Source organism: Nocardioides sp. NPDC087217, assembly GCF_044744805.1.
Taxonomy (GTDB): Bacteria; Actinomycetota; Actinomycetes; order Propionibacteriales; family Nocardioidaceae; genus Nocardioides.
Genome location: NZ_JBIUZB010000001.1, coordinates 107,337 through 131,618, shown reverse-complemented (window position 1 = coordinate 131,618; position 24,282 = coordinate 107,337). Strand labels below are relative to the sequence as shown.

Here is a 24,282-nt window from a genome sequence, read left to right as displayed (position 1 = left end):
GCTGGAGCCGGAGTGGTGCGAGTAGTGCGCTACTCGACTCCGAGAGGGTCGGCCAGCCCGGCTCGTTCGGAGACGCCGAGCTTGTGGCCGGCCCGGTAGAGGTGGCCCTCGACGGTGCGTACCGACAGGGTCAGTCGCGCCGCGATGTCCTTGTTCGACAACCCCCGGGCGGCCAGGGCGGCGATCTCGCGCTCGCGGGCCGTCAGCGGCAGCGGCCGGGCCGCGACCACCAACGCCGGGGTGCGGGCACCCGACCTCTCGGCCAGCTTCGCCGCGGTGGCCGCCGCGGTCAGGGCCGACCCCTGCCGCCCCGCGCGGCGGTGCACGTCGGCGGCATGCGCGGCCGCGTCGCCCGCGGCGACGAGGTCACCGAGCCGGGCCCACGCATGCGCCACCTGGAGCAGCGCGTCGCCGTCCTCGTCGGCCCAGGCCCGGGCATGGGCCAGGGCCGTGTCGGCGCGAGGGCCGAGTCCGGCCAGCGAGGCGAGCCGGCGGGCCGGCGCCACGGTCGTGTCGCCGAACTGGACCGCGGTCTGCCAGGCGAGGACTTCGTACGCCGCTGAACCCGCCTCGCGAGCCAGATCCGCCGCGGCGACCGCGTGGCCGAGCGCCTCCGTCGTCCATCCCTCGGCCGCGGCACCCCACGCCTGCGCCAGGCGATCGTCAGGCAGATAGAGCCGGTACGCCGGATGGTGCCCGGCAGCCACGTCGGCCAGCAGCGGCGCGGCGTTCTCCGGTTGGCCGGCCTGCGCCAGGGCGGTCGCCAGCAACGTACGACACCGGAACCGGAACTCGTGGCCGGAGCCCTCCAGCGCGGCCCAGGCCTCGCGCAGCGAGAGGAGGGCGTCGAGCAGGCGGCCCTCGGCCAGGGCCGCGTGACCTGCGACGACGAGCCCCATGAGCCGGGCCGGCCCAGGGAGGTCGGCCGATGCGGCCCGCATCCTCCGAGCCAGGTCCGCGCCCCGGTCCGGTGTGCCGGCGAGGCGGTGCCCGAGCACCTGGAAGTCGGCGAGCCCGAAGCCGGGGATGACGGTCGGCACCCGGTCTGCGGTCAACCCACCCACGATCGCGGCCGCGTCGAGGAGCTCGCGGTCACCGGTGACGGCGGCCGCCGCGGACGCGGCGGTGGCCACGAGGATGCCGGCCAGGTCGTCGGGAAGCTCGCTCCGCAGCAGCTGCGGCGCCCGGGCGAGCACGCCCGGGATCTCGCCGTCCACCAGATCCAGGACGAGCGACATGGCGGCGACGTGCGCCGGGGCTGCCCCGGTGGCCTCGGCCGCGGCCAGCGCCTGATGGGCCTCGTCGGGCCGGGCCATCGTGAAGAGCAGGTTGCCGGTGCGGTGCAGCTGCACCATGGCGAGCAGCCCCGGGTCGGACGCGGTGGCGACGATGTCCTCGTGGATCGCCTCGGCCTCCTCGCCGCGGCTGAGCCAGGAGAGCGCCGCGCCGTGCACGACCCTCGCGGCGATGTCGCCGGTGGCAGCGGCCGCGCGCGCCAGCCGCTCGGCCAGCGGCAGGTCGTACATCCGGGTCGCGGCCTCGGCGGCCCGCAGGAACAGCGCCGGCTCCGGTGGCAGGTCGGAGTCGAGGGTCAGTACGGCGCGGGGGATCGGGTCCGGCTCGGGGTCCAGGGTGAGCGCCACCCGGCCGCGGAGGCGGCGGGCACGCAGCGTGCCCATCGCGGTGCGGCGTACCTCGCCGTAGAGGGGGTGCGCGAGCCGGGCGACCACTCCGTCGGTACGCACCAGCCCACGCTCCTCCGCCTCCTCGAGGTCGGCAGCCGAGGTCAGCGCGGACAGTGTCGCGACCGCCACCGGCTCGGTCAGGGCGACCAGGTCGACGACGTCCCGCACCCCGGTCGCGAGGTCCCCGATCTCCCGCTCGAGGAGACCGGCGAGCTCCGGCGAGATCGCCGGCTCGCGGCTCCAGCGCCAGATGCCGGACGCCGCGGTGACCCGTCCCGCCGACAGCTCCCCGGCCAGCAGGTGCCGCAGGAACAACGGGCTGCCCTGGGTCATCGTCCACAGCCGGTGGGCGGAGTCCGTGTCGACCGGACCGCCGAGCACCCGGGCGATCAGCCGGGTGCTCTCCCCGGCGTCCAGCGGCGCCAGGTCCAGGCGCGGGAGGTGCTCGTCCTTCCACAGCGAGGTCACGATGTCGGGAGCGGGCTCCCCGGTGCGGAGCGTGATCAGCACCGGAGCCATCCGCCGGGCAACGACGCGATGCACGACGATCGCGGAGTGCTCATCGAGCAGGTGAGCGTCGTCGACCGTGAGCACGAGCGGCAGCTGCCGGGTGATCTGGTCGAGCGCCCTGCCGATGGTCTCGGCGGCCTCGCCGGGCGGGACGTCGAGCAGACCGGCGAACGCACCGAGCGGGAACTGCCGGGCGGCCGTGCTCCCCTGGGCGAAGACGACCGATCCGTTGTGACCGGCAGCGGCCGCCAACGCCTCGCGGGCGAGCCGGGTCTTCCCCACCCCCGCCGGACCCGCAACGATGACGCCCGCCGCACCGGGCCGGATCGCGGCCGCGACCCTCCGCAGCTCCTCGTCCCGCCCGGTCAGCGGCCACGGCCGCTCCATGGCGTCAGGCTAGCGACCCGCGTCCGGCACCGCATCACTCAAAAGGTGGCTGCGCCAGGAGCCTAGAACGGTTCGATCGCGAAGCGCCCCCACGCGACGAAGACCATCGCCGCCAGGAACAGCAGGTCGCCGAGCAGCTCCTTGTACTCACCGCGCCGGAGCCGCTCGGTGATCGCGCCGGCCATGTAGAGCGCCATGCACGACGCCGCGATCGGCACCAAGACCGGCGCGATGTCGACCAGTCCCGGCAGGACGAGGCCGAGACCACCCAGGATCTCCACGACTCCCATGAACCTCACGTTGCCGGGCGTGAAGTCCTCCGGCCAGCCCAGCTTCGCTGCGTACTTCTCATAGGGCATCGTCAGCTTGACGATGCCGCCGGCGACGTAGGCGATGCCGAATACGCCGGCGACGATCCAGAGGGCGATGTTCATGATGTCTCCAGGTGTCCAGTTGATTCCCGATGTTCACCCCCTCAGACGGGACACGCGGTGCATCTGTGACATCGCTACTGACGTGCCATCGCGATCCTGAACCGTTCCTCCGGGTCGATGTAGTGGTCGTGGACGTCGTCGCCGAGGTCGATCTGGACCCACGCGATCTTGCCGCTGAACCGGCTGGTCCGGCTCGTGTAGTCCGAGGAGACCGTCGTACCGGACTCGTAGCCGATGTCGGTGGTCTCGTCTGCCGAGAAGATCATCGGCTGCGTCACCTCCACCCGGCCCGACCCGACCGGCTTGCCGTCGTCGTAGAGCGTGACGTCGCCGCCCTTGGCGAGCCCACCACCGTCGTACGCGAACTCGACCCGGATCTGGCGGGTCCCAGCCGCGAGCAGGGATTCCGACACGACGGGGAACTCCTGGATGCCGAGCACGTTGTAGACGAACTTGAGCCGTCCGTCGCGGGCGAAGAACGCCCAGCCGCCGAACCGGCCGCCCTGGGCGATGATGACGCCCTCGGCCCCGGTGTCGGGGATCGTCACCTCGGCGGTGACGGAGAACGACTTGTTCTTGATACTGACCACGCTGTTCTCCGAGAGCCGGCCCATGCCGGGGAAGAAGAGCTGGGTCTTGCCGCGGACGAGCGTCGGCCTGCCGGCCATCTCGGGCACGATCCGCTCGCTGGTGCGGTCGTCCATCGGCAGCACGCCGTACTTCACGGCCTCGATCAGCCAGAGCCGCTGCAGCCGGGCCAGCTTCTCGGGCCGTTCCTCCGAAAGGTCCCTCGCCTGGCTGAAGTCGGTGTTTCCGTCGTACAGCTCCCACACGTCGTCGTCGAACGCCGGCAGGTCCCCGCCGACCATCACCCACGGGGTGCGGTGCTTGGTGACCGCGCTCCAGCCCTTGTGGTAGATGCCGCGGTTGGCGAACATCTCGAAGTACTGCAGGTCGTGCCGCTCCGGCTCGTCCGCGCCGCGGAACGTGTAGAGCATGCTCGTCCCCTCCATCGGCGACTGCTGGACGCCGTTGACCATGGCGGGCTCGGGCAGTCCTGCCGCCTCTAGGATGGTCGGCGCGAGGTCGATCACGTGGGTGAACTGGGATCGCACCGAGCCCGGGTCGTCGATCCCGTTCGGCCAGTGCACGATGGTGCCGTTGCGGGTGCCGCCCCAGTGCGACGCGACCTGCTTGGTCCACTGCAGCGGCGAGTTCATCGCCCACGCCCAGCCGACCGCGTAGTGGCTGTAGGAGCTGGGTGAGCCGAACTCGTCCATCTTCGACCGCATGAACTCCGGAGTCTCCAGCGCGGCCATGCCGTTGAAGTTGGCCATCTCGTTGAAGGCGCCGTTGACGGTGCCCTCTGCTGAGGCGCCGTTGTCGCCGATGATGTAGTAGACGATCGTGTTGTCGAGCACGCCGAGGTCGGCGATGGTGTCGATCACGCGGCCGACGTGGTGGTCGGTGTGCTCGAGGAAGCCGGCGTACACCTCCATCTGACGGGCGAGCACGGGCTTGAGCTCGTCCGGCATGTCGTCCCACGCCGGGATCTCGTCGTGGCGGGCGGTCAGCTCGGCGTCCGCGGGGATGACCCCGAGCTCCTTCTGCCGCGCGAAGGTGCGCTCGCGGTGGACGTCCCAGCCGTCGTCGAACTTGCCGGCGTACTTGTCGATCCACTCCTGGGGGACGTGGTGGGGAGCGTGGGTCGCGCCCGGCGCGAAGTAGGCGAAGAAGGGCCGATCGGGCATCAGCGCCTTCTGCTGACGGATCCAGGCGCACGCGTGATCGGCCAGGTCCTCGGTGAGGTGGTACCCCTCCTCGGCCGTCGCCGGCGGCTCGATCGCGGTGGTGCCTTCGTAGAGCGCGGGGTCCCACTGGTTGTTCTCGCCGCCGATGAAACCGTAGAACGTCTCGAACCCGCCCCCGGCCGAGGGCCAGGCGTCGAAGGGGCCGAGCGGCGATGTCTGCCAGACCGGGACCTCGTGACACTTCCCGAACTGTGCCGTCGAGTACCCGTTGAGCTTGAGCGTCATCGCGAGCGGCGCCTTGGTGTTCGGCCGCAGCGAGCTGTTGCCGGGCGCCGAGGTCGCCGTCTCGGTGATGCTGCCCATGCCGACGGAGTGATGGTTGCGCCCGGTCAGCAGAGCCTGTCGCGTCGGGGCGCACAGCGCCGTCGTGTGGAACCGGTTGTAGCGCAGGCCGTTGCCCGCCAGCCGCTCGGCGACCGGGGTGGCGCAGGGCCCTCCGAAGGCGCTGGCCGCCCCGAAGCCGACGTCGTCGAGAAGTACGACGAGCACGTTGGGCGCGCCGTCCGGCGGGAGCAGCGGCTCGATCGGCGGGTACTTGGTTTCCGGGTCCTTGGCGTCGTACGTCGTGTGTCCCGAGGGTGGTCGGTCCGGGATCGGCAACATGGTCCGGGCGTGAGGGTCGGGACGGTTCGGCATCGCGGGGCTCCTGTCATCGGCGAGGTACTCACCGACCGTCGCAATCGACCGCCCTCGCGTGGTCACCCTTACCGGGTGAACCGCCCGCGGCCCACCAGCGACTGCCCGACCCCGCCGTTGGAGGGGCCGGGCAGTCGCCCGAGCGTCGGGAGCCGACTCAGGAGAGGGAGAACGTGGAGACCCGGACACCCGGGCTGAGCACGAGGTAGACGTCGCGCACGCCCGAGACATCGGCGAGCAGCGTGTCGACGCTCACCCCGGTGTAGTCGTACTCCCCGCCAGTCGCGGCTACCGGCGCACTCGCCAGCAGCTGCCCGGTCGGCGAGCCGAGCCGCACCTCGAGCGTGCCGGCACCCTGGGTCTCCTTCGCCACGGATGCCGTGAACTTCGTCGGCCGGTCGAGCCCGGAGGCTGCGAACTTCACCCAGGCCTGCTGGTCTCCAGCCGCGACGGAGGTGCCACGCTCCTTGGTGGTGGGGACGAGCAGTGCGTCGTCGTAGTCGTCGAAGTTCTCGGTGCTCGTCGCGACCGCCAGGTCCCGGGGCGGGATCACCTCACCGGCCACGCGCACGGCGGTGGTCTGCCGGATGTCCTCCGCGGAGGATCCCACCATCAGGTCGTAGGTCGACCGCTCGACCGCCCACCGTTCGCGAGTGACGTCCCAGTGCGCCAACTGATCGGAGTCGATCTGGAAGCGGACTGTGCGTGTCCGGCCCGGAGCCAGCGTCACCCGGCTGAAGTCCTCGAGCTCCTGCAGCGGGCGAGCCGTCCGGGAGGTCCGCTGGTGGCTGTAGAGCTGGACGACCTCCGCACCAGTGCGGGATCCGGTGTTCTTGACGTCCACGGTCACCGTGATCTTCCCGTTCTTGCCGACCCGCTTCGAGTCGACCCGCAGGCCGGAGTAGCGGAAGTCGGTGTACGACAGGCCGTGCCCGAACGGGTATCCCGGCTCCCCCTCGAAGTAGAGGTAGGTCTGGCCGGTCTTGACGATGTCGTAGTCGAAGACGTCCTGGGGGAGGTCGGCGTCGGAGTCGTACCACGTCTGGGTGAGGCGGCCCGAAGGGTTGCTGTCACCGAAGAGGGTGGCAGCGACCGCGTTGCCCGTCTCCGAGCCGGCGTGCGTGGTCCACAGGAATGCGCCCGGGTCTTCGTCCATCGTCACGGGATAGCTGGACTCCAGGACCACGGCGGTCCGGGGGTTGGCCTCCTGCACCGCGTCGATGAGGTCCTGCTGGCTACCGCCGAGCGCCATGCTGGACCGGTCGTGGATCTCCCGTCCGTAGACGAACGGGTTGCTGCCCACGACGGCCACGACGGCGTCCGCCTCGGCAGCTGCCTCGGCGGCCTCCGCGGCCCCGTCGCGAATGACCTCCCGCTCGAACCGAGCGGCCTGCTCCTTCGTGCCGGTGCCGACGGTGCCGTCCGCGGCGACCGTGACGTAGTTGCCGCGTGACCACCAGGGCTCATTGGTCTCGTAACCGACGTACCGGAGAAGCACGGATCCGTCGGGCTGCTCCTCGAACTCGAACTGCTGCGGGACATACCAGCCGCTCGGGGTGGTGGCGCTCGTGTTGAACGGCCCGAAGTTGCCGGTGAGGTAGCGGCCGTTGCTCGCATTGCGCAGGGTGGCCACGTCGGCCATCCACTCGTTCACGTCCCACTGGGCGGCTTCACCGGGCTCACCCTGGGTCCCGACGACCTGGTCCGTGGTGCCGGTCCCGGTGGCGCTGAGATAGCGCCCGCTGGTCGTGTCACGCAGGGCAATCCGGTCGAGGCCCTCGACGCCGGTGACGACAGCGCCATCGCCGAGGCGTTCCCGGATCCCGTCGAGCGGGGTCACCTCGTAGGGCAGTTTGCCGCCGTACCAGTCGCTGAACAGCGTGTCTGCGAGCGGGCCGACAACCGCCACCTTCTTCGTCTTCTTCGGGTTGAGGGGGAGCAGGTCGTCGTCGTTGCGGAGGAGCACGACCGCCTCCTCGGCAGCCTGCCTGTTGAGTCGCCGGTGAGCCGGGCTGTTGAGGACGTCCGGCGAGGTTCCGGCGTACGGGCCGCCGTCGGGGTCGAAGTGGCCGAGCCGGCAGCGGATCGTCAGCACGCGAGTGACCGCCTGGTCGACGTCGGCTTCGGTGATCAGGTCCCGAGCGAGGGCGTCCTTGAGCGTCGCGATCATCGGCTTGTTGTCGCTGTCGTCGACGACGAAGGAGTCGAGGCCCGCCTTGAGCACGTTGGCGTAGGCCTCCGTCTCATCGTCATAGAAGTGCTGGGTCTGGGTCACCCCGTGAGGTCCCCACGCGTCACTCAGGTTGTAGAGCGTCTCGTCGGTCCAGGAGCGCACGTCCTCGTTGAGGGCGCGGTCCACGTGTGTGGGGCGGCCGTTGACCTCGTTGTACGAAGCCATCACACCGGTCGCCGCGTCGGCCTCGATGGCCGGCCTGAAGGCGGCGTACTCGTACTCGTGACGCAGCTGCGCACGGACGTTGGACGAGCTGGCGTTGCGGTCCGTCTCGTTGTTGTAGGCGTAGAAGTGCTTGAGCACCGGCGCGGCCTTGAGGTAGGTCGGGTCGTCTCCGGAGAGGCCTTTGCCGTAGGCCGTCGCGATGTCGCTGGTGAGGGTCGGGTCCTCGGAGTAGCCCTCCTCGTTACGGCCCCAGCGAGGGTCGCGGAGAAGGTTGACCACCGGCGCCCAGAGCTGGAGCCCCCATTGCCTGGGGTTCAGTTCGTTGTAGGCGCGGGCCTCGTCGCCGACGGCCGAGCCGACGCGGCGTACGAGTTCGGGGTTCCACGTGCTGGCCAGGCCAACGGCCTGGGGGAAGACGGTCGCGCGATCCGCGAGCACCTGCTTCCAGCCGTTGTCGATGTCGTTGGACCAGGCGACCCCATGCAGGGCCTCGGTGCCGGCCTTGAAGTAGGGGACGTCCAGGCGCGGGATGGCGACCTGGGACTGGTGGAGCAGTGACAGCTTCTCGTCCAGGGTCAGCCGACCCAGCAGGTCGTCGACCCGCTGCTCGACCGGTAGATCGGGGTTGCGGAAGGGCATGTCATCGAGGTCCTGGCTCGCCACCATGGGGGCGGCGGCGGTGGGCTCAGGCGTGGTCATCACAGGAAGCAGGACCAGGGAGGCTGCGAGGGCGGCTATCAGGCAGCGGCGACGGGGCGTCAGTCGACTCATTTTCTCTCCTTGTGAGGAATGCGCCGACGCCCGGTGCGACGACACCTTCATCATCGAAGCGTTTCGACGATTCAAAGGTAGAGACCGGTGCCATGTGTGTCAACGGTCACATTTTCTCTTCACCCTCAGTCCCAGCGGTCTGAAGCATCTGGCACGATGACGGAGCAGAATTTCGACGAAGCGCTTCGACGAGCGATTCGACGACCACAGCGGGACGAGGCAACCCAGGAGGCGCCATGACCACGATCGTCGACGTCGCGAAGGCGGCCGGCGTCTCGGTCAGCACCGTGTCGTACGCGCTGAGCGGTAGGCGGCCCATCTCCGCCGCGACCCGTGAGCGGATCCAGGCCGCGATCGACGAGCTCGGATACCGCCCGCACGCGGGGGCGCGCTCACTCGCCAGCCGGCAGACAAGGGTGATGGCGCTGGCTGCGCCGCTGCGCACTGATCTCTACGTACCCGTGATCATGCAGTTCGTTGCGGCCGTGGCCACAGCGGCGCGCGCCCATGACCACGACGTCCTGCTGCTGATGAACGACGAGGGCCCGGCTGGGCTCGAGCGGGTCGCGGGCGGGTCGATGGTCGACGCGTTCGTGGTGATGGACGTCGCCACGAACGACCCCAGGTTGCCCGTCCTGCGCCGGCTCCGCGAGCCCACCGTGCTCATCGGGCTGCCGGCCCGGGCCGACGGCCTCAGCTGTGTCGACCTCGACTGGGAGGCCGCCGGCCGACTGGCGGTGCAGCACCTGGTGGACCACGGCCACACCGCCGTCGCGCTCATCGGACCGCCGAGGGCCGCCTACGAGCGAGGAACGACGTACGCGCACCGGTTCCGCACTGGCTTCGAGGTTGCTGCAGCCGAGGCCGGGATCCACAGTCTTGCCGTTCCCTGCGAGCCGAGCCATGACGGGCTCGTGGCCAGCCTTGCCCGGGTCGACACCGAACAACCGGACACCACGGGCTTCGTCGTGCACAACGAACCCGTCGTGGGGACCCTGCTCCACGCTCTCAGGGCCTCAGGACGCGAAGTGCCGGATGACGTGTCAGTCCTCGCCGTTGGCCCGCACGAGCTGGCCGAGGGTCCGGCGGTCAGGCTCACCTCGATCGGCATCCCGGCCGACGAGATCGGCGCCCTGGCCGTGGAGATGGCCGCCGACCTCCTCGCCGGCCGGAGCCCACAGACCAGGCTCGTGGCCCCGCGTCTGGTCGAGCGCGACAGCTGCGGCCCCGCGCGGGCGTGACACGGACGCCGAACAACCCCGTCCGTCAGTCGAGCCGTCCGAAATGACTGAGCCCCGGATCGAGGATCCGGGGCTTGTCTGTGGTGGTGCGCGAGGGGGGAGTTGAACCCCCACGTCCTTTCGGACACACGGACCTGAACCGTGCGCGTCTGCCTATTCCGCCACTCGCGCGTGCAGCAGAGGAAACGTTAGCCCACGGGCGCCCACCGACCCAAAACGACGGCACCCCGGTCGCCTTGACGCTGGTGGTCACCCGATCGTGGGAGGATCGAAACCACGCAGAATGCGGGAAGTGGCAGATCCCCTAGGGTGCACCGATACGATCGGGCCGAATCCCGGGGACCACTGTGCCCGTACGCGACTGACCACCCACCCCGACCGGCCCACCCCCGGCACCTGAGAGGAGCGCAACAACGTGAGCGGCCTGCAGAAGTTCGAGCAGAAGTTGGAGCAGCTCATCTCAGGCGCTTTCGCGAAGGCGTTCCGGTCCGAGGTGAAGTCGGTGGAGATCGTCGCCGCGCTCCAGCGCGAGATCGACAACAACGCCCAAGTGCTCAGCCGCCAGCGGCGCCTGGTCCCCAACGACTTCTTCGTGGAGCTGTCCTCCAGCGACCTGAGCAAGCTGGAGTCGTACGGCCCACACCTCAAGGAAGAGCTGAAGCGCCAGCTGATGGACCACGCCGAGGCGCAGGGTTTCGTCTTCCCCGGCCGCGTGAGCATCGAGTTCGGCGAGGCGAAGGACCTGACGATCGGCCGGTTCCGGGTGCGCAGCCGCGCCCAGGCCGCCGTCTCCGGCGCCGACATGAGCGACACCCAGGTCAGCCGCGCGCAGGCCTACCTGGAGATCAACGGCACCCGGCACCCGCTCCACGGCAACCTCGTCGTGGGCCGGGGCACCGACGCCGACCTGCGCATCAACGACCCCGGCATCAGCCGCCGCCACATCGAGTTCCGCTCGAAGCAGGCCGGCGACCGTGTGCGCGTCGAGGTCTATGACCTCGGCTCGACCAACGGCATGCTGGTCAACGGGCAGAAGATGGCGAGTGCCACCTTGGACGACGGCTCTCAGGTGCGCATCGGCACCACCGTCATCACCGCGCATATCGTGGAGGAGCGCCGTTGAGCGAGCTGACTCTGTTTCTGATCCGGGTCGCTTATCTGGCGATCCTCTGGATCTTCGTGCTGGCCGCGTTGTCGGTGATCCGCTCCGACATGTTCGGCGCGCGGGTCACCAACGCCTCCGCCGGCGGCCAGCCCGCGGCCCCGCCGGCTCGCGGCAAGGCTGCCGCTGCGCGCGCACCGCGGCGCGGCGTACCCACGCATGTCGCCGTCACCACCGGCTCCAACGCCGGTGTGACCGTGCCTCTCTCGCAGGCACCCATCGTCATCGGCCGCGGCAGCGATGCCGCGATCATCCTCGATGACGACTACGCCTCCACCCGCCACGCCCGGATCGCCGTCTCCGGCGACCAGTGGTTCGTGGAGGACCTCGGATCGACCAATGGCACCTACATCGGGTCCGTCCGGATCAATCAGCCGACCGCCATCTCTCTCGGGACCCAGGTGCGGATCGGTAAAACAATCCTGGAGCTGCGCAAGTGACCGCTGCGACCGACCCCACCCCCGACCCCGCACCCAGCCCCGGCTCTGCCGACGGACGACCCTTCCGCCTCGAGTTCGCGGCGGTCTCGGACGTCGGCCGGGTGCGCAAGGACAACCAGGACAGCGGGTACGCCGGACCCTGGCTGCTGACCGTCTGCGACGGTGTCGGCGGCGCTGCCCGCGGTGACATCGCCTCCAGCACCGCCGTCCAGCAGCTGCGCAAGCTCGACGAGGAGCCGGCCCTCGGGCTGGTCGACGACGACCTGATCGGCCTGGTCTCCCACGCGCTGCACATGGCCCACGACGAGATCGGCCACCTGGTCGACCACGACCCGACGCTCAACGGCACCAGCACGACCTCGACCGTCGGCCTCTTCGACGGCTCCAAGCTGACCGTCGGCCACGTGGGCGACAGCCGCGCCTACCTACTCCGCAACGGCGCGATCCACCAGGTCACCCACGACCACACCTTCGTGCAGACGCTTCTCGACGAGGGGAGGATCACGGAGGAGGAGGCCAAGACCCACCCCCACCGCAACCTGATCCTCAAGGCCCTCGACGGCACCCGAGAGCTCGAGCCCGACCTGTTCATCGTCGACCTCGTCGCCGGCGACCGGCTGATGTTCTGCAGCGACGGTGTCTGCGGCTACGTCGACGACCCGCGGATCGCCGACATCCTGGCCACCGGCACGCCCGAGTACGCAGCCGTCGAGCTGGTCCGGGTCTCCCTCGACTCCGGCAGCACCGACAACGTGACCTGCGTGGTCGCCGACGTGGTGCCGAGCGACACCATCCCGTCCCCGGGCCTCGAGGCCCAGATGGTGGGCGCGGCGGCCGAGCTCAAGCGGAGGACCACCAAGACCGGCCAGATGACCGCCCTGTTCCGCGGTCACCGGATGGGCGACACCGGCGAGCTGGACCCGATCGACGAGGAGATCCCCGACGGCGCGATCGCCGCCGACCCGGAGGAGATGCGCTACGCGCTCCAGGCCCCGGCCAAGTATCTGAAGCTGCGCTGGGCCTTCGGCCTGCTGACCCTTCTCGGTGTCGTCTGGATCGCTGTTGCGACCGCGTTCGTCTGGTCGCAGAACCAGTGGTACATCGGCGAGCAGGAGGGCAACGTCACGATCTTCCGTGGCGTACCCACCACGATGATCGGCCTCGACCTCTCCGAGCCCTACCAGACCTCCAACTTGAAGGTCGATGACCTGGCCGAGACCTACCAGAACCAGCTCGAGGACGGGATCCACAGCAAGGACCTCGCCGGCGCCCAGGAGAAGGTGCAGTCTCTCGCGGACCAGAGCGCCGCGGACGCGGGAAGCGGGTCATGAGCGGTTTCACACCGGCTAGCTCCATGCCCGTTTTCGTCCACCGGTCACGGCGGGGAGCGGAGCTGGTCCTGCTGATCCTGGCCCTGGCGGTCGGGATCGGTGCGTACGCCGCGGTCGGCCTCGGGGTGCAGGAGAAGATCCCGGTCGACATCGTCGGCTACGGCACCTGGCTGGTCGCGCTCCTGGTGGCAGCCCACATCGGCGTACGTCTGCTGGCTCCGTACGCCGACCCGGTGCTGCTTCCGCTGGTGGCGATGCTCAACGGTTTCGGTCTGGCGGTCATCCACCGGCTCGACCTGGCGGCAGGGGCGAGCGAGACCGATGCCTTCGCCCGCCAGCAGCTGACCTGGATGACGATCGGCGTGGTGCTGTTCCTGATCACCCTCTTCGTGGTCCCCGACCACCGGATGCTGCAGCGGTTCACCTACACCGCCGGCCTCGGTGCGGTGGTCATGCTGATCCTGCCGATGCTCCCGATCATCGGCAAGCAGATCAACGGCGCGCGGATCTGGATCAACCTCGGGCCGGTCAGCTTCCAGCCCGGTGAGGTCGCCAAGGTGCTGCTGGTGATCTGCTTCGCCGGCTATCTGGCGGTCCACCGCGACGCGCTCGCACTGGCGGGGCGTCGGTTCGCCGGCATCGACCTGCCCCGCGGCCGCGACCTCGGCCCGCTGCTGATGATGTGGGTGATCAGCCTCGCGATCCTGGTGCTGCAGCGCGACCTCGGCTCCAGCCTGCTCTTCTACGGCCTCTTCGTGGTGACGCTCTATGTGGCGACCGAGCGCAAGGGCTGGATCGTCGTCGGCGGGCTGCTCTTCGCGGGCGGCGTGTTCGCCGCGATCAGCCTGTTCAGCCATGTCCGCGTCCGCGTGCTGACCTGGCTGAACCCGTTCGACTACTTCCCGGCGGACGCCAACGGCACCTCCTCTGAGCAACTGGTCCAGGGGCTGTTCGGGATGGCCTGGGGCGGCATGATCGGCCGCGGTTTCGGCTCCGGCCAGCCCTGGCGGATCCCTTACGCCAACTCCGACTTCATCATCCCGGCAATCGGCGAGGAGCTCGGTCTGACCGCGCTTCTGGCCCTGCTGCTCTGCTACGGCCTGATCGTCGAGCGCGGCCTGCGCACAGCAATCGTGGCCCGCGACGACTTCGGCAAGCTGCTCTCCGTCGGCCTGGCCACCTCGATCGCCCTGCAGACCTTCGTGGTCGTCGGCGGCGTGACCGGGCTCATCCCGCTGACTGGTCTGACCACACCGTTCCTCTCGTATGGTGGGTCTTCGCTGGTCGCCAACTGGGTGATCGTGGCCCTCCTGTTGCGCGTCTCGGACCAGTCCCGCCGTCCACTGCCGACGGCGCCGTCCGATGAAGATCTCGCCGCTGAGGAGACCCAGATCGTCAAGCTCGACAAAGGGGCGATGACCAAGTGAACCGCCCCATCCGCACGCTCAGCGTCGGCTGCCTGATCCTGTTCGTGGCGCTGATGCTCAACGTGACGTACGTCCAGTTCTTCAAGGCGAGCTGGTACAACAACCGAGCCGACAACCGGCGGGTCACCGAAGAGGCTTACTCGCAGCAGCGCGGCGACATCCTGGTCGGCAAGAAGGCGATCGCCACCAGCAAGCCGAGTGACGACACCTTCGAGTGGCAGCGCACCTACCCCGGCGGCAAGAAGTACGCCCCCATCACCGGTTTCATGTCCTTCTCCTACGGCCAGACCGGGATCGAGCGATCCCAGGACTCGGTGCTGTCGGGCAAGGACAACAAGCTCTTCACCAACCGCCTGGTCGACCTGGTCACCAACTCCGAGCCGGCTGGCGGCAACGTCGAGCTCACCATCGACCCGAAGGTCCAGGACGCTGCGTACGAGGGTCTGACCGCCCTCGGCGAGGACGTCCAGGCGGCGGCGGTCGCGATCGAGCCGAGCACCGGCAAGATCCTGGCGATGGCCTCCACCCCCACCTACAACCCGGACCGGGTGGCGACCAACGACATAGACGCCGCGCAGAAGTCCTACAACCAGCTCTCGAAGGACGAGAACGAGCCGCTGCTCAACCGCTCCATCCAGACGGCGCTGCCGCCGGGATCGACCTTCAAGCTGGTCACCGCCGCGGCCGCGATCGAGAACCTCGGCATGGACGGCAACAGCATGGTCTACGGCGGCGCGTCGCTCGACCTCCCCGGCACCACAACCGACCTGCCCAACCTCAACGGCACCAGCTGCGGCGGCGAGCAGATCACCCTCACCCACGCTCTCGAGGTCTCCTGCAACACCGCCTTCGGTTCTCTCGGTATGGAGCTCTCCGACGAGGAGATGCAGGAGCAGGCCGAGGGGTTCGGCTTCGGCCAGGACTACCTCGACGACATCGGCCCGCTGGCCAAGAGCCAGTACCCACCCAACGACGGCAAGGCCGAGCAGGCCCGTGCCGCGATCGGTCAGCAGAGCGTGATCGCGACCCCGCTGCAGATGGCGATGGTCTCCGCAGGGATCGCGAACGGCGGCGAGGTCATGAAGCCCTACCTCGTCGACCGGGTGACGTCCTCCTCGCTCGACGTCATCGACCAGGGCAACCCGACCCCGATCGACAACCAGCCTGCGGTCTCGCAGGACACCGCCGAGATCCTGACCCAGATGATGGTCAGCACCGTCGACAACGGCACCGCCGAGGCGGCGGCCATCGACGGCGTGAGTGTCGCCGGCAAGACCGGCACCGCACAGACCACGCCGGACAAGCCGCCGTACGCCTGGTTCACCTCGTTCGCCCCGGCGGAGAACCCGTCCATCGCGGTCGCCGTGATGGTCCAGAAGAGCGGCACCGAACGCAGCGAGATCGCCGGCGGACGGCTGGGCGGCCCAATCGCGAAGGCCATGATGGAGGCAGCGATCTCATGAGTCGTTACGTATTCCACGAGCTCATCGGCACCGGCGGGATGGGCGAGGTGTGGCGAGCGACTGACACGACCCTCAACCGCGAGGTCGCGATCAAGCTCCTCAAGCCCGAGCACGCCGAGGACCCGATCGGCCGGTCCCGGTTCGAGTCCGAGGCGAAGCATGCCGCGGCCCTCCACCACCCCAACGTGGTGGCCGTCTACGACGTCGGCGAGATGCCGACCGCCTCCGGCCTGATGCGACCGTTCCTGGTGATGGAGCTGGTCGACCACAAGCCGCTCTCCGAGCTGCTCCGTGACGGCCGTCCGCTGGCCCCCGAGGTCGTACGCGACCTGCTCGGTCAGGCCGGCGACGCCCTGGCCGCCGCGCACCGCGCCGGCATCGTCCACCGCGACGTCAAGCCCGCCAACCTCCTGGTCACCCCGCAGCGCAAGGTGAAGGTCACCGACTTCGGCATCGCCCGCGCGCAGGCCTCGACCGGCATCACCGGCACCGGCCAGGTGATGGGAACCCCTCAGTACCTCAGCCCCGAGCAGGCACGCGGCGAGAAGGCCACGCCCGCCTCCGACGTCTACTCCCTCGGCGTGGTCGCCTTCGAGTGCCTGGCCGGCTACCGGCCGTTCCAGAAGGAGACCCCGGTCGCGACCGCGATCGCCCACCTGCACGACCCGGTCCCACCGCTGCCCGACCACGTCCCGGCCGACCTGGCCGCGATCGTGATGCGGAGCCTGCAGAAGGACCCGAGCCTCCGCTACGCCGACGCGGCCGCATTCACCAGCGCGATGATCGGTCACGGCGCCGCTGACCCGGACGCCGATGCCACCACTGTCGTTGCCGCGGCGGCGCCCGGTGACGCGACCGCGACGTCGGTCATGGACCCGGTGCCATCGCCCACTCAGAACTACGTCGGCATGCAGGGTGCCGCGGGCGGTCCCGAGGGTCCGCCGCCGCCTCGCTACCAGGACCCGTACGACCGGTACGACGAGGACGACGAGCAGAAGCCTTGGTACAAGAAGCCGTTCAACATCGTCGTCATCCTGATGCTCGTGGCCGTCATCGTCGCGATCATCTGGATCATCATGACCCTCGGCGCGGACCCGAAGTCTCCTCCGGCCAACGACACGTCCACCACTCCTTCGGCCTCCCCCACTCCTACTCCGTCGGAGGAGCCCGAGGAGGAGCCGAAGCCCGTCGAGATCAACGAGGACGAATACATTGGCCGCAACGTCGATGAGGTGCGCTCCGAGCTGGACGAACTCGGCCTGAAGGTGAAGGTGGCGGTCCAGGACAACGACGGCAGCTACGAGCCCGACACGGTCGCCGGCCTCGACCCGACCCGCAACCTCTACGAGGGCGAAACGATCACCATCCGCTACTACGGCGAGCGCCCCGTGGTCGAGCAGCCTCCCGCCCAGGAGGAGCCCGACGAGGAAGAGAGCGACGAGGAGGAGCCGACCGACGGAGAGTCCTCCGACTGGGGCATCCCTGATCTTCCGGGCGACGAGAACACCGATGGCGGCGGCGGCAACGGCAACGGGGGCGGCAATGGCTGAGGGAGCTCTCCTGGCCGGTCGCTACGAGGTCGGCGAGCTGCTCGGCCGTGGCGGCATGGCGGAGGTCCGCAAGGGCACCGACCATCGGCTCGGCCGCGTGGTCGCGATCAAGCGGCTGCGGGTCGATCTCGCCAGCGATGCGACCTTCCAGGCCCGTTTTCGGCGCGAGGCTCAGTCCTCGGCCAAGCTCAACCATCCCTCGATCGTGTCGGTATACGACACCGGCGAGGAGAAGTCCGACGACGGCGTCGCCCAGCCCTACATCGTGATGGAGTACGTCGCCGGCCGCACGCTGCGCGACGTACTCCGTGAGGGTCGCAAGATCCTGCCCGAGCGGGCGCTGGAGATCAGCTCCGACGTACTCAACGCTCTCGACTACAGCCACCGCAACGGGATCATCCACCGCGACATCAAGCCGGGCAACGTCATGCTGACACCGGCCGGTGACGTGAAGGTGATGGACTTCGGCATCGCCCGGGCTCTCAACGACGCCCAGTCGACGATGACCCAGACCGCTGCCGTGGTCGGCACCGCGCAGTACCTGAGCCCCGAGCAGGCCCGTGGCGAGCAGGTCGACGCCCGCTCCGACGTCTACTCGGCCGGCTGCCTCCTCTACGAGCTGCTCACCGGCCGTCCGCCGTTCGTCGGCGACTCGCCGGTGTCGGTGGCCTACCAGCACGTACGCGAGCAGGCTCAGCCTCCCTCGGCCCACGACCCGACGCTGACCCGTGAGCTCGACGCGATCGTGATGAAGTCGCTGGCCAAGCGGGTCGAGGACCGCTACCAGTCCGCGCAGGCGATGCGCACCGACATCGAGCGCTACCTCGCCGGGCGTCCGGTCCAAGCGACCGTGCCCCCGAGCATGGACCAGACGCAGGTCGCCCAGAACCGCGCTGTCGGCCCCTACGGTGGCGACCCCACCAACGGTGGCTACTACCCGCCCCAGGACGACCGACCCGAAGGCCCTCGCCCGTGGGTGCTCATCCTGCTCGGTCTGGTCATCGTCGGCCTCATCGGGTTGGGCGCCTACTTCCTGCCTGCGGCCCTCGGCCCGCAGACCACCCCGGCGCCCGACGTGACCGGTCTGACCCAGGAGAAGGCGATGGCCGAGCTGAGCACGGCCAAGCTGAAGGGCGCGATCAAGCAGGAGTCGAGCGACACCGTCGCCGTGGGCGTCGTGATCTCCCAGGACCCGTCCGCCGGCGAGGACGTCGAGGAGGGCAGCACCGTCACCCTGACGGTCTCCACCGGGCCACCCAACCGGGAGATGCCCAACGTGATCGGGTCCCCGCAGAAGACCGCCAAGGAGCTCCTCGAGGGCGATCCCTACAACTTCACGGTGAAGATCGAGACGGAGGAGTCCGACCAGGACAAGGGCACCGTGATCGAGTCCGACCCGGTCGACGGCGAGAGCGTCACCACCGGCAAGGCCACCGTGGTCACCCTCACCGTCTCCAAGGGCCCCAACAAGGTCCCGAACGTGGTCGGGAAGACGGCCGAGCAGGCCGAGGAGATCCTCCGCAACGCCGGGTTCACGCCCGTACGCAAGGACGAGCCCAACACCGACAAGCCCAAGGGCACCGTCGTCGAGCAGACGCCGGCCAAGGGCACGCCGCTCGCGCAGGACGGCGAGGTGATCATCTTCGTCTCGACGAAGGAGGAGGCCCTGCCGAGCTGTCAGACGCTGGTGCCCGGCACGGACCCGGCCAACCCGTCGGCGTCGGCCACGCAGACCGCCGACCCGGGTGACCCGCCGACGTGCGACCCGGCGCTCCCGCCGAGCACCCCGGCGGCGCCGTAGCCCGCCGCCCCGCTGGTCGAGCCGCGAGCGCCAGCGAGCGTGTCGAGACCAACACAGCCCCATCCGCGCTCGATAGGACTGTGTTGGTCTCGACACGCCTCCGCCTAGCGGCTCCGGCGGCTCGACCAGCGGAACGGGCTCTCACTTCTCCTGAGGCAGGGGCTTCGCGTACTTCACGTCGAGCAGGCCGTCGTAGGCCGGCGCGGTGAGGTAGGTCAGCGGCTTGAGGAACCAGCCGATCTGGACGTTGGGGTCGCGGGCGTCGGCCCGGTAGTTCTGCACGTGGTTGTCGCGGTCGATCGCGGCCTGCAGCCGGTCGGGGTCGCCGACCGCCTCGATGACGTACGGCTGGGGGTAGGGGACGCCGTCGAGCTGCACGGTGCTGCCGGAACACTTGATGCCGGTGGTGGTGATGATCCGCTTGCCGGCGATGGTGATCGCCTCGGCGCCGCCGGCCCAGAGCGCGTTGACGACGGCCTGGATGTCCTGCTGGTGCACGACGAGCGAGTTCGGGTCGTCACCCGTGTAGCTCTCCTGGACCTCCGAGGGCGCGTCGCCGAGGACGATCTGCATGCCGGCGCCGCTGTGGTCGGAGGTGCCGGCCGGGTCGGCCAGCCGCGCGGACTGGTGCTGGAGCTTCTTGACGTCCTTGTCGGTGACGCCGCTGGTGAGCTGGTCCACCTCGCTCTGCAGGTCGGTCAGCTGGGCCTCGAGGCGGTTGTAGCGGATCCGCTCCCCGTCGACGAGCGTCGCCAGGTCCTCGTAGCGGCCCGGACGCAGGTCGGTGCCGTCGGCGTTCACGAAACTCACCGCGAGCAGGCCGCCACAGAGCAGCACCACGACGGGCGTACCAAGCCTCCAAGAGGTCACGCGGGACCAGCGCTTTGGTTTAGGTGTGGGGTTCGCCTGGGTTCCGGAGCTCACGACCATTAGGGTATGCGCAGCAATCACATTTGTCTGAGGAGCATCACCCGTGGCCAAGCTCAAGCTCTCGAAGAAGAGTGATCTCGACCTTCCCAAGGAGCCGATCTTCACTCCGCGCTTCGGGGTCGCCCTGCTGCTGATCGCCCTCGGCATCGGCTGGATCGCCTACTACTACGTCGGGGTCCGCCCCAATGAGGTCGGTGGCGACTTCACCGGGCCGAAGCCGGTGCAGAAGCTCGAGGGGTGGAACTACCTGATCGGCTTCATCCTGCTCTTCCTGGGCCTGGCCGTCGCCGCCCACCCGAAGACCCCGCTGGGCCGCGGCCGCGGCGTCGTGGTCGGCATGCTCGGCTGCTTCGTCATCGGCCTGATCTGGATCTGCGTCTTCTACGTCTTCGCCAACGACCACCTGGACAAGATCTGGGTCTTCAACGACCTGGGTCAGAAGAACCTCCTGGTCGGCATCGGCTTCATGGCGGTGGGCTTCACCTTCGCCACGAAGTGGGAGTGACCCTCTCGTTAGACGGTAAAAGCGGCGCAAACCTTTGGTTTGCGCCGCTTTGCGTTACACGGATGTAGTTCTCCACAGGGCCATCCACACCTGTGGATTTGTCCACGCGGTGAAAACGCCCCGAAAACACCTGCCTCGAAGGCGTCAGAACAGCAGGATCCGTACGCCGATCAGGGCAAGCAACGCCAACGTGAAGGCACCCAGGGCAGCCCATTGCAACGGTGCCTTCCGGTCGGCCCGGAGCGAGGTGAAGATGCCCGCGACGACGAGACCGCCGATGAAGCCACCGACGTGCCCCTGCCAGGAGATGCCGTTGCCGAAGAAGGTGATGCCCGCGTTGATCAGCAGCACCGGCAGCAGCGGGGAGAGCGACTGCCCGGCCCTGACGAAGAGCACCACCAGGACACCCAGCAGGCCGAAGATGGCACCGGAGGCGCCGACGGTCGACCCGGCCGGTGCCGACGCCCAGACCACCAGGGCGGAGCCTGCCAGGCCGGAGATCAGGTAGAAGACCAGGAGCCGCAGCCGGCCCACGATCGGCTCGAGGAACGAGCCGAGCATGTAGAGCGACAGCATGTTCACGGCCAGGTGGATGATCGAGACGTGGGTGAACGTCGAGGTCAGCAGCTGCCAGAACGCTCCGTCGTCGACCCCTGGCATCCAGGTGTAGCCGCTCGCCCGGCAGACGTCGTTCGGCACCGCGAACCCACCGTCAGGCGTGAGGCAGTAGCCCTGTAGTCGGATCGCGAGGAAGTCGGCGATCCTCGACCCGGATCCACCGGTGAGGATGATGCTCAGCCAGACCAGGACGTTGACGCCGATGAGCGAGAAGGTCACCGGGAGCGCCCGGAAGCTCACGCGCGCGCCGGTGAAGCGCTTGGGCTGGCGTACGGACTTGTGGCCCTCACGCACGCACTCGGGGCACTGGAAGCCGACCGAGGCGGGCGTCATGCAGTCAGGGCAGATAGGCCGGCTGCATCGCTGACAGCGAATATGCGTCTCACGGTCGGGGTGGCGGTAGCAGACCGGCACCCCGACCGGGGTCGAGTCGGACAACTAGACGATCTCGACCTTCTCGATGACGACCGGCTCGACCGGGCGGTCCATCGCACCCGTCTTGGTGCCGGAGATCGAGTCGACGGCCTTCTTCGACTCCTCGTCGGCGACCTCACCGAAGATGGTGTGCTTGAAGTTCAGCCACGGCGCCTGGCCGGTGGTGATGAAGAACTGCGAGCCGTTGGTGCCGGGGCCGGCGTTGGCCATCGCGAGCAGGTAGGGCTTGTCGAAGGTGAGCTCGGGGTGCGGCTCGTCCTTGAAGGTGTAGCCCGGGCCGCCCGTACCGGTGCCCAGGGGGCAACCGCCCTGGATCATGAACCCTGCGATGACACGGTGGAAGCCGAGACCGTCGTAGTAGGGAACACCGGAGCGGCCGGCGTCGTCCGTGTACTCCTTGGTCCCCGTGGCGAGGCCGACGAAGTTGGCGACCGTCTCCGGAGCATGGTTGGGGAACAAGGTGATCGTGATGTCACCGTGATTGGTGTGGAGGATGGCCTTCTGGTCAGCCATGACCTGCCCTTCCGACATTGGGATTGGTACGGGATGTAACTCCTCGATCCTCCCACAGTGTCGGTCGCGGACCTGAGGTCAGGAGGCCGCGTCAGCGAGCATGGGAGCGATCCGGTCGGCGACGCGGCGCTCGACCCAGAAGATCAGACCGGGGATCAGGCCGGCGATCATCATCAGCAGGAACTCGGGGATCGTCCAGCGGGCCTTCTGCGTCAGCAGGAAGGCGACGATCACGTAGATGATGAAGATCCAGCCGTGCGCGACCCACAGCGGCGTCATCGCCTCGCCGAAGGACTGCAGGGCGGTGCCCTCGGGGAGCAGATATTTGAACAGCGAGGAGATCGTGCCGACGAGCAGCAGCACACCCACGACGTACGCAAGCACCTTGTAGGTGCCGAACAGCTTGTTCACGCGTCCGAGGGTACGCGCTCATCCTGAGTGATTTTCTCAGGGTCTTCTTCGTCCTCGTCATCCCGGGGACGCAGGGTGTCGCGCACGTAGCGCCACCACACGTAGATCCCGAAGACGCCGAACAGCCACCACTCGATCGCGTAGAGGAGGTTGCGCAGGCCGGTCGTGGCCTCCGGCTCGGGCAGCTGCGGGGCGGGCACGTCGGCGACGTCCGTGGCCCCGTCGTTGACCGGCATCGAGCTGGCCGGCCAGTTGTCCTCGACCGGCGAGCGCACCAGGTAGGCGCTGTAGAGGTCGTAGCTGGTGCGCGAGATCAGGTCGGAGACGTCCAGCTGCGGGAAGACGTTGTCGGACTTGCGGTCGTCGGCGACGTCGGTCCAGTCGCTGGGCTGCAGCCAGCCGGTGACGGTGACGTGGCCGCGCGGCGCGGGCGGTGCGCTGCCGACCTCAGGGGTCCAGCCGCGCACGACGTAGACGGCCGATTCGGTGTCCTCGACGAGCACCGGTGTGACGGCCCAGAAGCCGACCTGAGAGCCTCGCTCCATCCCGTCGATGAAGATGGTCTCCTCGGGCATCCAGATCCCAGAGACGGTCACGGGGCGGCCGATCTGCTCCCACGGGAAGGCGTCGTTGGGTCCGATCAGGTCGGTGAACGCCTTCGGCTTCGCATGCACCAGCTCCGCGACCTGGTCCTGCTTGTCCTGCTGGCTCGACTGGTACTGCCACACCCCGAGCAGCACCGCGCCGGTCACGAAGATCACCACCAGCGCATGTGCACCCCACAACCTGGGGGAGAAGATCCCAAGTGGATATGCACTGCGCGGGGGACTGGTCTGGGCGGCCATAGCCCTTCCAGGGTACGGCCCCTCAGTCACAGACCGCGAACGGGACGGGTTCCGTGGTGACCAGGGTGGCCGCGGTCACCGGGTTCGTCACCCGGAACCCGATCCGCCCCGTGGACGGATCGGCGACACCGTTGGTGAAGACCTTCTCGTACGCCGCGACCTGATCGCCCAGCTTCAACCGGTAGAACAGGTCGTCACGGTCCTCACCGAGACGCAGGGTGGCCAGCCCGCCGCCGAACTCGACCGAGTAGGCCTCGACCGGCGCCAGCCTGGTCTTCTCCTTCGGCCCACCCTCGGCGCAGCCCTTGACGACGTACGTCGAGGTGGCAGGGCCTCCGGCGACGGCGACCATCACGTCCTGCGCCGCCCAGTTCTCCGCGTCCGGGCGTGCGGTGTTCTTGGTGATCAGGTGGGTCTCCGGGTCGAACGTCGCGCCCTTCAGCGGGCCGACGCCCGCCTTGATCGCCGGTCCGGGCTTGACCCGGTCGGCGACCCTGATGACGTACCCGTCCTTGCCGCCGCCGGTGAATCTGGCCTCCCAGACGACATCGGCCGCGCCCCACTTGTACGTGTCGCGCAGACGCTGGTCGACACCCCGCAGCAGACCACCGCTGACCTGGGCGGCCTCCTTGTCGGCCCGGTTCCACAGGTCACTCTGGTCCGCGGGGCTCGACCGGCCGGTGATGTCGTCGAGCCCGAAGAGTGACTTCACCTCGTCGTAGTCGGTCACCGCCAACGTCTTCGCGCCCTCCGGCACGAACGTCATGGCCGCCTCGACGGGGCCCATGGTCGCGGCGTACACGGGATAGGTGTCCTCCGACGGCGCTGCTTCCGGCTTCTTCGGCTCGCTGTCGTCGCCGCAGCCGACCAGCGCAAGGGCCAGCCCAGCGGCCAGCACGCACATGCCCCATCGCCTCACGTTCACCCCAACGAGTATTCCGGATCCCTGTCACGGTCGGCGGCACGAAATAGACGGAG

The 24,282-nt window shown here is 69.0% G+C and carries 19 protein-coding genes and 1 tRNA gene; 9 read left to right on the top strand and 11 right to left on the bottom strand.

The genetic code is table 11. The features are described 5' to 3' along the window. Nucleotides 1-29: 29 nt before the first annotated feature. From ACIO3S_RS00685 to ACIO3S_RS00670, 4 genes are all read right to left on the bottom strand, one after another. On the bottom strand, nt 30-2,582 hold the full coding sequence (locus ACIO3S_RS00685; protein WP_400458489.1) for a LuxR C-terminal-related transcriptional regulator: 2,553 nt from the start codon (nt 2,580-2,582) through the stop codon (nt 30-32). 62 nt (nt 2,583-2,644) lie between these two features. After that, complete coding sequence (locus tag ACIO3S_RS00680) at nt 2,645-3,016, bottom strand: DoxX family protein (protein ID WP_400458488.1); 372 nt, start codon at nt 3,014-3,016, stop codon at nt 2,645-2,647. A gap of 74 nt (nt 3,017-3,090) precedes the next feature. After that, nucleotides 3,091-5,463: a sulfatase-like hydrolase/transferase gene (locus ACIO3S_RS00675; protein ID WP_400458486.1), complete on the bottom strand. Its 2,373-nt coding sequence runs from the start codon at nt 5,461-5,463 to the stop codon at nt 3,091-3,093. Between the two features lie 157 nt (nt 5,464-5,620). Next, the gene (locus tag ACIO3S_RS00670; protein ID WP_400458485.1) at nt 5,621-8,632 is read right to left on the bottom strand and encodes a glycoside hydrolase family 3 C-terminal domain-containing protein; all 3,012 of its coding nucleotides are present in this window, start codon (nt 8,630-8,632) and stop codon (nt 5,621-5,623) included. A gap of 236 nt (nt 8,633-8,868) precedes the next feature. Between ACIO3S_RS00670 and ACIO3S_RS00665 the strand changes: the two genes are divergently transcribed. Continuing rightward, a complete protein-coding gene (locus tag ACIO3S_RS00665; protein ID WP_400458484.1) occupies nt 8,869-9,873 on the top strand; it encodes a LacI family DNA-binding transcriptional regulator in 1,005 nt (334 codons plus the stop codon). Nucleotides 9,874-9,957: 84 nt separating this feature from the next. Here ACIO3S_RS00665 and ACIO3S_RS00660 read toward each other — a convergent pair. Continuing rightward, nucleotides 9,958-10,044: transfer RNA gene (locus ACIO3S_RS00660), tRNA-Leu, on the bottom strand. Between the two features lie 244 nt (nt 10,045-10,288). Between ACIO3S_RS00660 and ACIO3S_RS00655 the strand changes: the two genes are divergently transcribed. Genes ACIO3S_RS00655 through pknB form a run of 7 tightly spaced genes read left to right on the top strand, consistent with a single transcriptional unit; the run spans nt 10,289 to nt 19,047 of the window. Beyond that, nucleotides 10,289-10,996 (top strand): DUF3662 and FHA domain-containing protein, encoded by a 708-nt coding sequence (locus tag ACIO3S_RS00655; RefSeq protein ID WP_045550788.1) that lies wholly within the window; start codon nt 10,289-10,291, stop codon nt 10,994-10,996. Next, complete coding sequence (locus tag ACIO3S_RS00650) at nt 10,993-11,475, top strand: FHA domain-containing protein (RefSeq protein WP_141802030.1); 483 nt, start codon at nt 10,993-10,995, stop codon at nt 11,473-11,475. Before ACIO3S_RS00655 ends, ACIO3S_RS00650 begins: the two co-directional genes overlap by 4 nt. After that, nucleotides 11,472-12,806, top strand: coding sequence for a PP2C family protein-serine/threonine phosphatase (locus ACIO3S_RS00645; protein WP_400458482.1), 1,335 nt, complete (start codon nt 11,472-11,474; stop codon nt 12,804-12,806). Before ACIO3S_RS00650 ends, ACIO3S_RS00645 begins: the two co-directional genes overlap by 4 nt. Nucleotides 12,807-12,829: 23 nt before the next feature. Beyond that, a complete protein-coding gene (locus ACIO3S_RS00640; protein ID WP_400458480.1) occupies nt 12,830-14,233 on the top strand; it encodes an FtsW/RodA/SpoVE family cell cycle protein in 1,404 nt (467 codons plus the stop codon). Continuing rightward, entirely contained in the window at nt 14,230-15,696 is a 1,467-nt protein-coding gene (locus tag ACIO3S_RS00635) for a peptidoglycan D,D-transpeptidase FtsI family protein (protein WP_400458478.1), read from the top strand. The genes ACIO3S_RS00640 and ACIO3S_RS00635 overlap by 4 nt, the downstream gene beginning before the upstream one ends. Continuing rightward, a complete protein-coding gene (locus ACIO3S_RS00630; RefSeq protein WP_400458476.1) occupies nt 15,693-17,246 on the top strand; it encodes a serine/threonine protein kinase in 1,554 nt (517 codons plus the stop codon). The genes ACIO3S_RS00635 and ACIO3S_RS00630 overlap by 4 nt, the downstream gene beginning before the upstream one ends. After that, nucleotides 17,239-19,047 carry a Stk1 family PASTA domain-containing Ser/Thr kinase gene (gene pknB, locus ACIO3S_RS00625; protein WP_400458474.1) on the top strand — a complete coding sequence of 603 codons (1,809 nt, stop codon included), beginning with the start codon at nt 17,239-17,241 and terminating at the stop codon, nt 19,045-19,047. The genes ACIO3S_RS00630 and pknB overlap by 8 nt, the downstream gene beginning before the upstream one ends. Before the next feature lie 141 nt (nt 19,048-19,188). Here the strand turns inward: pknB and ACIO3S_RS00620 are convergent, their stop codons facing one another. Next, the gene (locus ACIO3S_RS00620; protein ID WP_160026082.1) at nt 19,189-19,977 is read right to left on the bottom strand and encodes a DUF881 domain-containing protein; all 789 of its coding nucleotides are present in this window, start codon (nt 19,975-19,977) and stop codon (nt 19,189-19,191) included. A 43-nt stretch (nt 19,978-20,020) separates the two neighbouring features. Here ACIO3S_RS00620 and ACIO3S_RS00615 point away from each other — a divergent pair, with 43 nt between their 5' ends. Further along, entirely contained in the window at nt 20,021-20,482 is a 462-nt protein-coding gene (locus ACIO3S_RS00615) for a cell division protein CrgA (protein ID WP_350665255.1), read from the top strand. Nucleotides 20,483-20,626: 144 nt separating this feature from the next. On the opposite strand, the gene ACIO3S_RS00610 is transcribed toward ACIO3S_RS00615, so the two are convergent. The 5 genes from ACIO3S_RS00610 to ACIO3S_RS00590 all read right to left on the bottom strand — a co-directional run bounded on the left by ACIO3S_RS00610 (nt 20,627) and on the right by ACIO3S_RS00590 (nt 24,229). Continuing rightward, nucleotides 20,627-21,433 carry a rhomboid family intramembrane serine protease gene (locus ACIO3S_RS00610; RefSeq protein ID WP_400458471.1) on the bottom strand — a complete coding sequence of 269 codons (807 nt, stop codon included), beginning with the start codon at nt 21,431-21,433 and terminating at the stop codon, nt 20,627-20,629. 105 nt (nt 21,434-21,538) lie between these two features. Next, nucleotides 21,539-22,048, bottom strand: a complete 510-nt coding sequence (locus ACIO3S_RS00605; RefSeq protein ID WP_350717520.1) for a peptidylprolyl isomerase — start codon at nt 22,046-22,048, stop codon at nt 21,539-21,541. A 78-nt stretch (nt 22,049-22,126) separates the two neighbouring features. Next, the gene (locus ACIO3S_RS00600; protein ID WP_400458470.1) at nt 22,127-22,459 is read right to left on the bottom strand and encodes a DUF3817 domain-containing protein; all 333 of its coding nucleotides are present in this window, start codon (nt 22,457-22,459) and stop codon (nt 22,127-22,129) included. Further along, nucleotides 22,456-23,223 carry an SURF1 family protein gene (locus ACIO3S_RS00595; protein ID WP_400458469.1) on the bottom strand — a complete coding sequence of 256 codons (768 nt, stop codon included), beginning with the start codon at nt 23,221-23,223 and terminating at the stop codon, nt 22,456-22,458. The genes ACIO3S_RS00600 and ACIO3S_RS00595 overlap by 4 nt, the downstream gene beginning before the upstream one ends. 103 nt (nt 23,224-23,326) lie before the next feature. Continuing rightward, the gene (locus tag ACIO3S_RS00590; RefSeq protein ID WP_400458468.1) at nt 23,327-24,229 is read right to left on the bottom strand and encodes a hypothetical protein; all 903 of its coding nucleotides are present in this window, start codon (nt 24,227-24,229) and stop codon (nt 23,327-23,329) included. Nucleotides 24,230-24,282: the final 53 nt, after the last annotated feature.

What these genes read in the sequence shown, in the direction of transcription:
- ACIO3S_RS00685 (WP_400458489.1), bottom strand. Translation starts at nt 2,582, where the DNA reads ATGGAGCGGCCGTGGCCGCTGACCGGGCGGGACGAGGAGCTGCGGAGG.
- ACIO3S_RS00680 (WP_400458488.1), bottom strand. Translation starts at nt 3,016, where the DNA reads ATGAACATCGCCCTCTGGATCGTCGCCGGCGTATTCGGCATCGCCTAC.
- ACIO3S_RS00675 (WP_400458486.1), bottom strand. Translation starts at nt 5,463, where the DNA reads ATGCCGAACCGTCCCGACCCTCACGCCCGGACCATGTTGCCGATCCCG.
- ACIO3S_RS00670 (WP_400458485.1), bottom strand. Translation starts at nt 8,632, where the DNA reads ATGAGTCGACTGACGCCCCGTCGCCGCTGCCTGATAGCCGCCCTCGCA.
- ACIO3S_RS00665 (WP_400458484.1), top strand. Translation starts at nt 8,869, where the DNA reads ATGACCACGATCGTCGACGTCGCGAAGGCGGCCGGCGTCTCGGTCAGC.
- ACIO3S_RS00640 (WP_400458480.1), top strand. Translation starts at nt 12,830, where the DNA reads ATGCCCGTTTTCGTCCACCGGTCACGGCGGGGAGCGGAGCTGGTCCTG.
- ACIO3S_RS00630 (WP_400458476.1), top strand. Translation starts at nt 15,693, where the DNA reads ATGAGTCGTTACGTATTCCACGAGCTCATCGGCACCGGCGGGATGGGC.
- pknB (WP_400458474.1), top strand. Translation starts at nt 17,239, where the DNA reads ATGGCTGAGGGAGCTCTCCTGGCCGGTCGCTACGAGGTCGGCGAGCTG.
- ACIO3S_RS00620 (WP_160026082.1), bottom strand. Translation starts at nt 19,977, where the DNA reads ATGGTCGTGAGCTCCGGAACCCAGGCGAACCCCACACCTAAACCAAAG.
- ACIO3S_RS00610 (WP_400458471.1), bottom strand. Translation starts at nt 21,433, where the DNA reads ATGACGCCCGCCTCGGTCGGCTTCCAGTGCCCCGAGTGCGTGCGTGAG.
- ACIO3S_RS00605 (WP_350717520.1), bottom strand. Translation starts at nt 22,048, where the DNA reads ATGGCTGACCAGAAGGCCATCCTCCACACCAATCACGGTGACATCACG.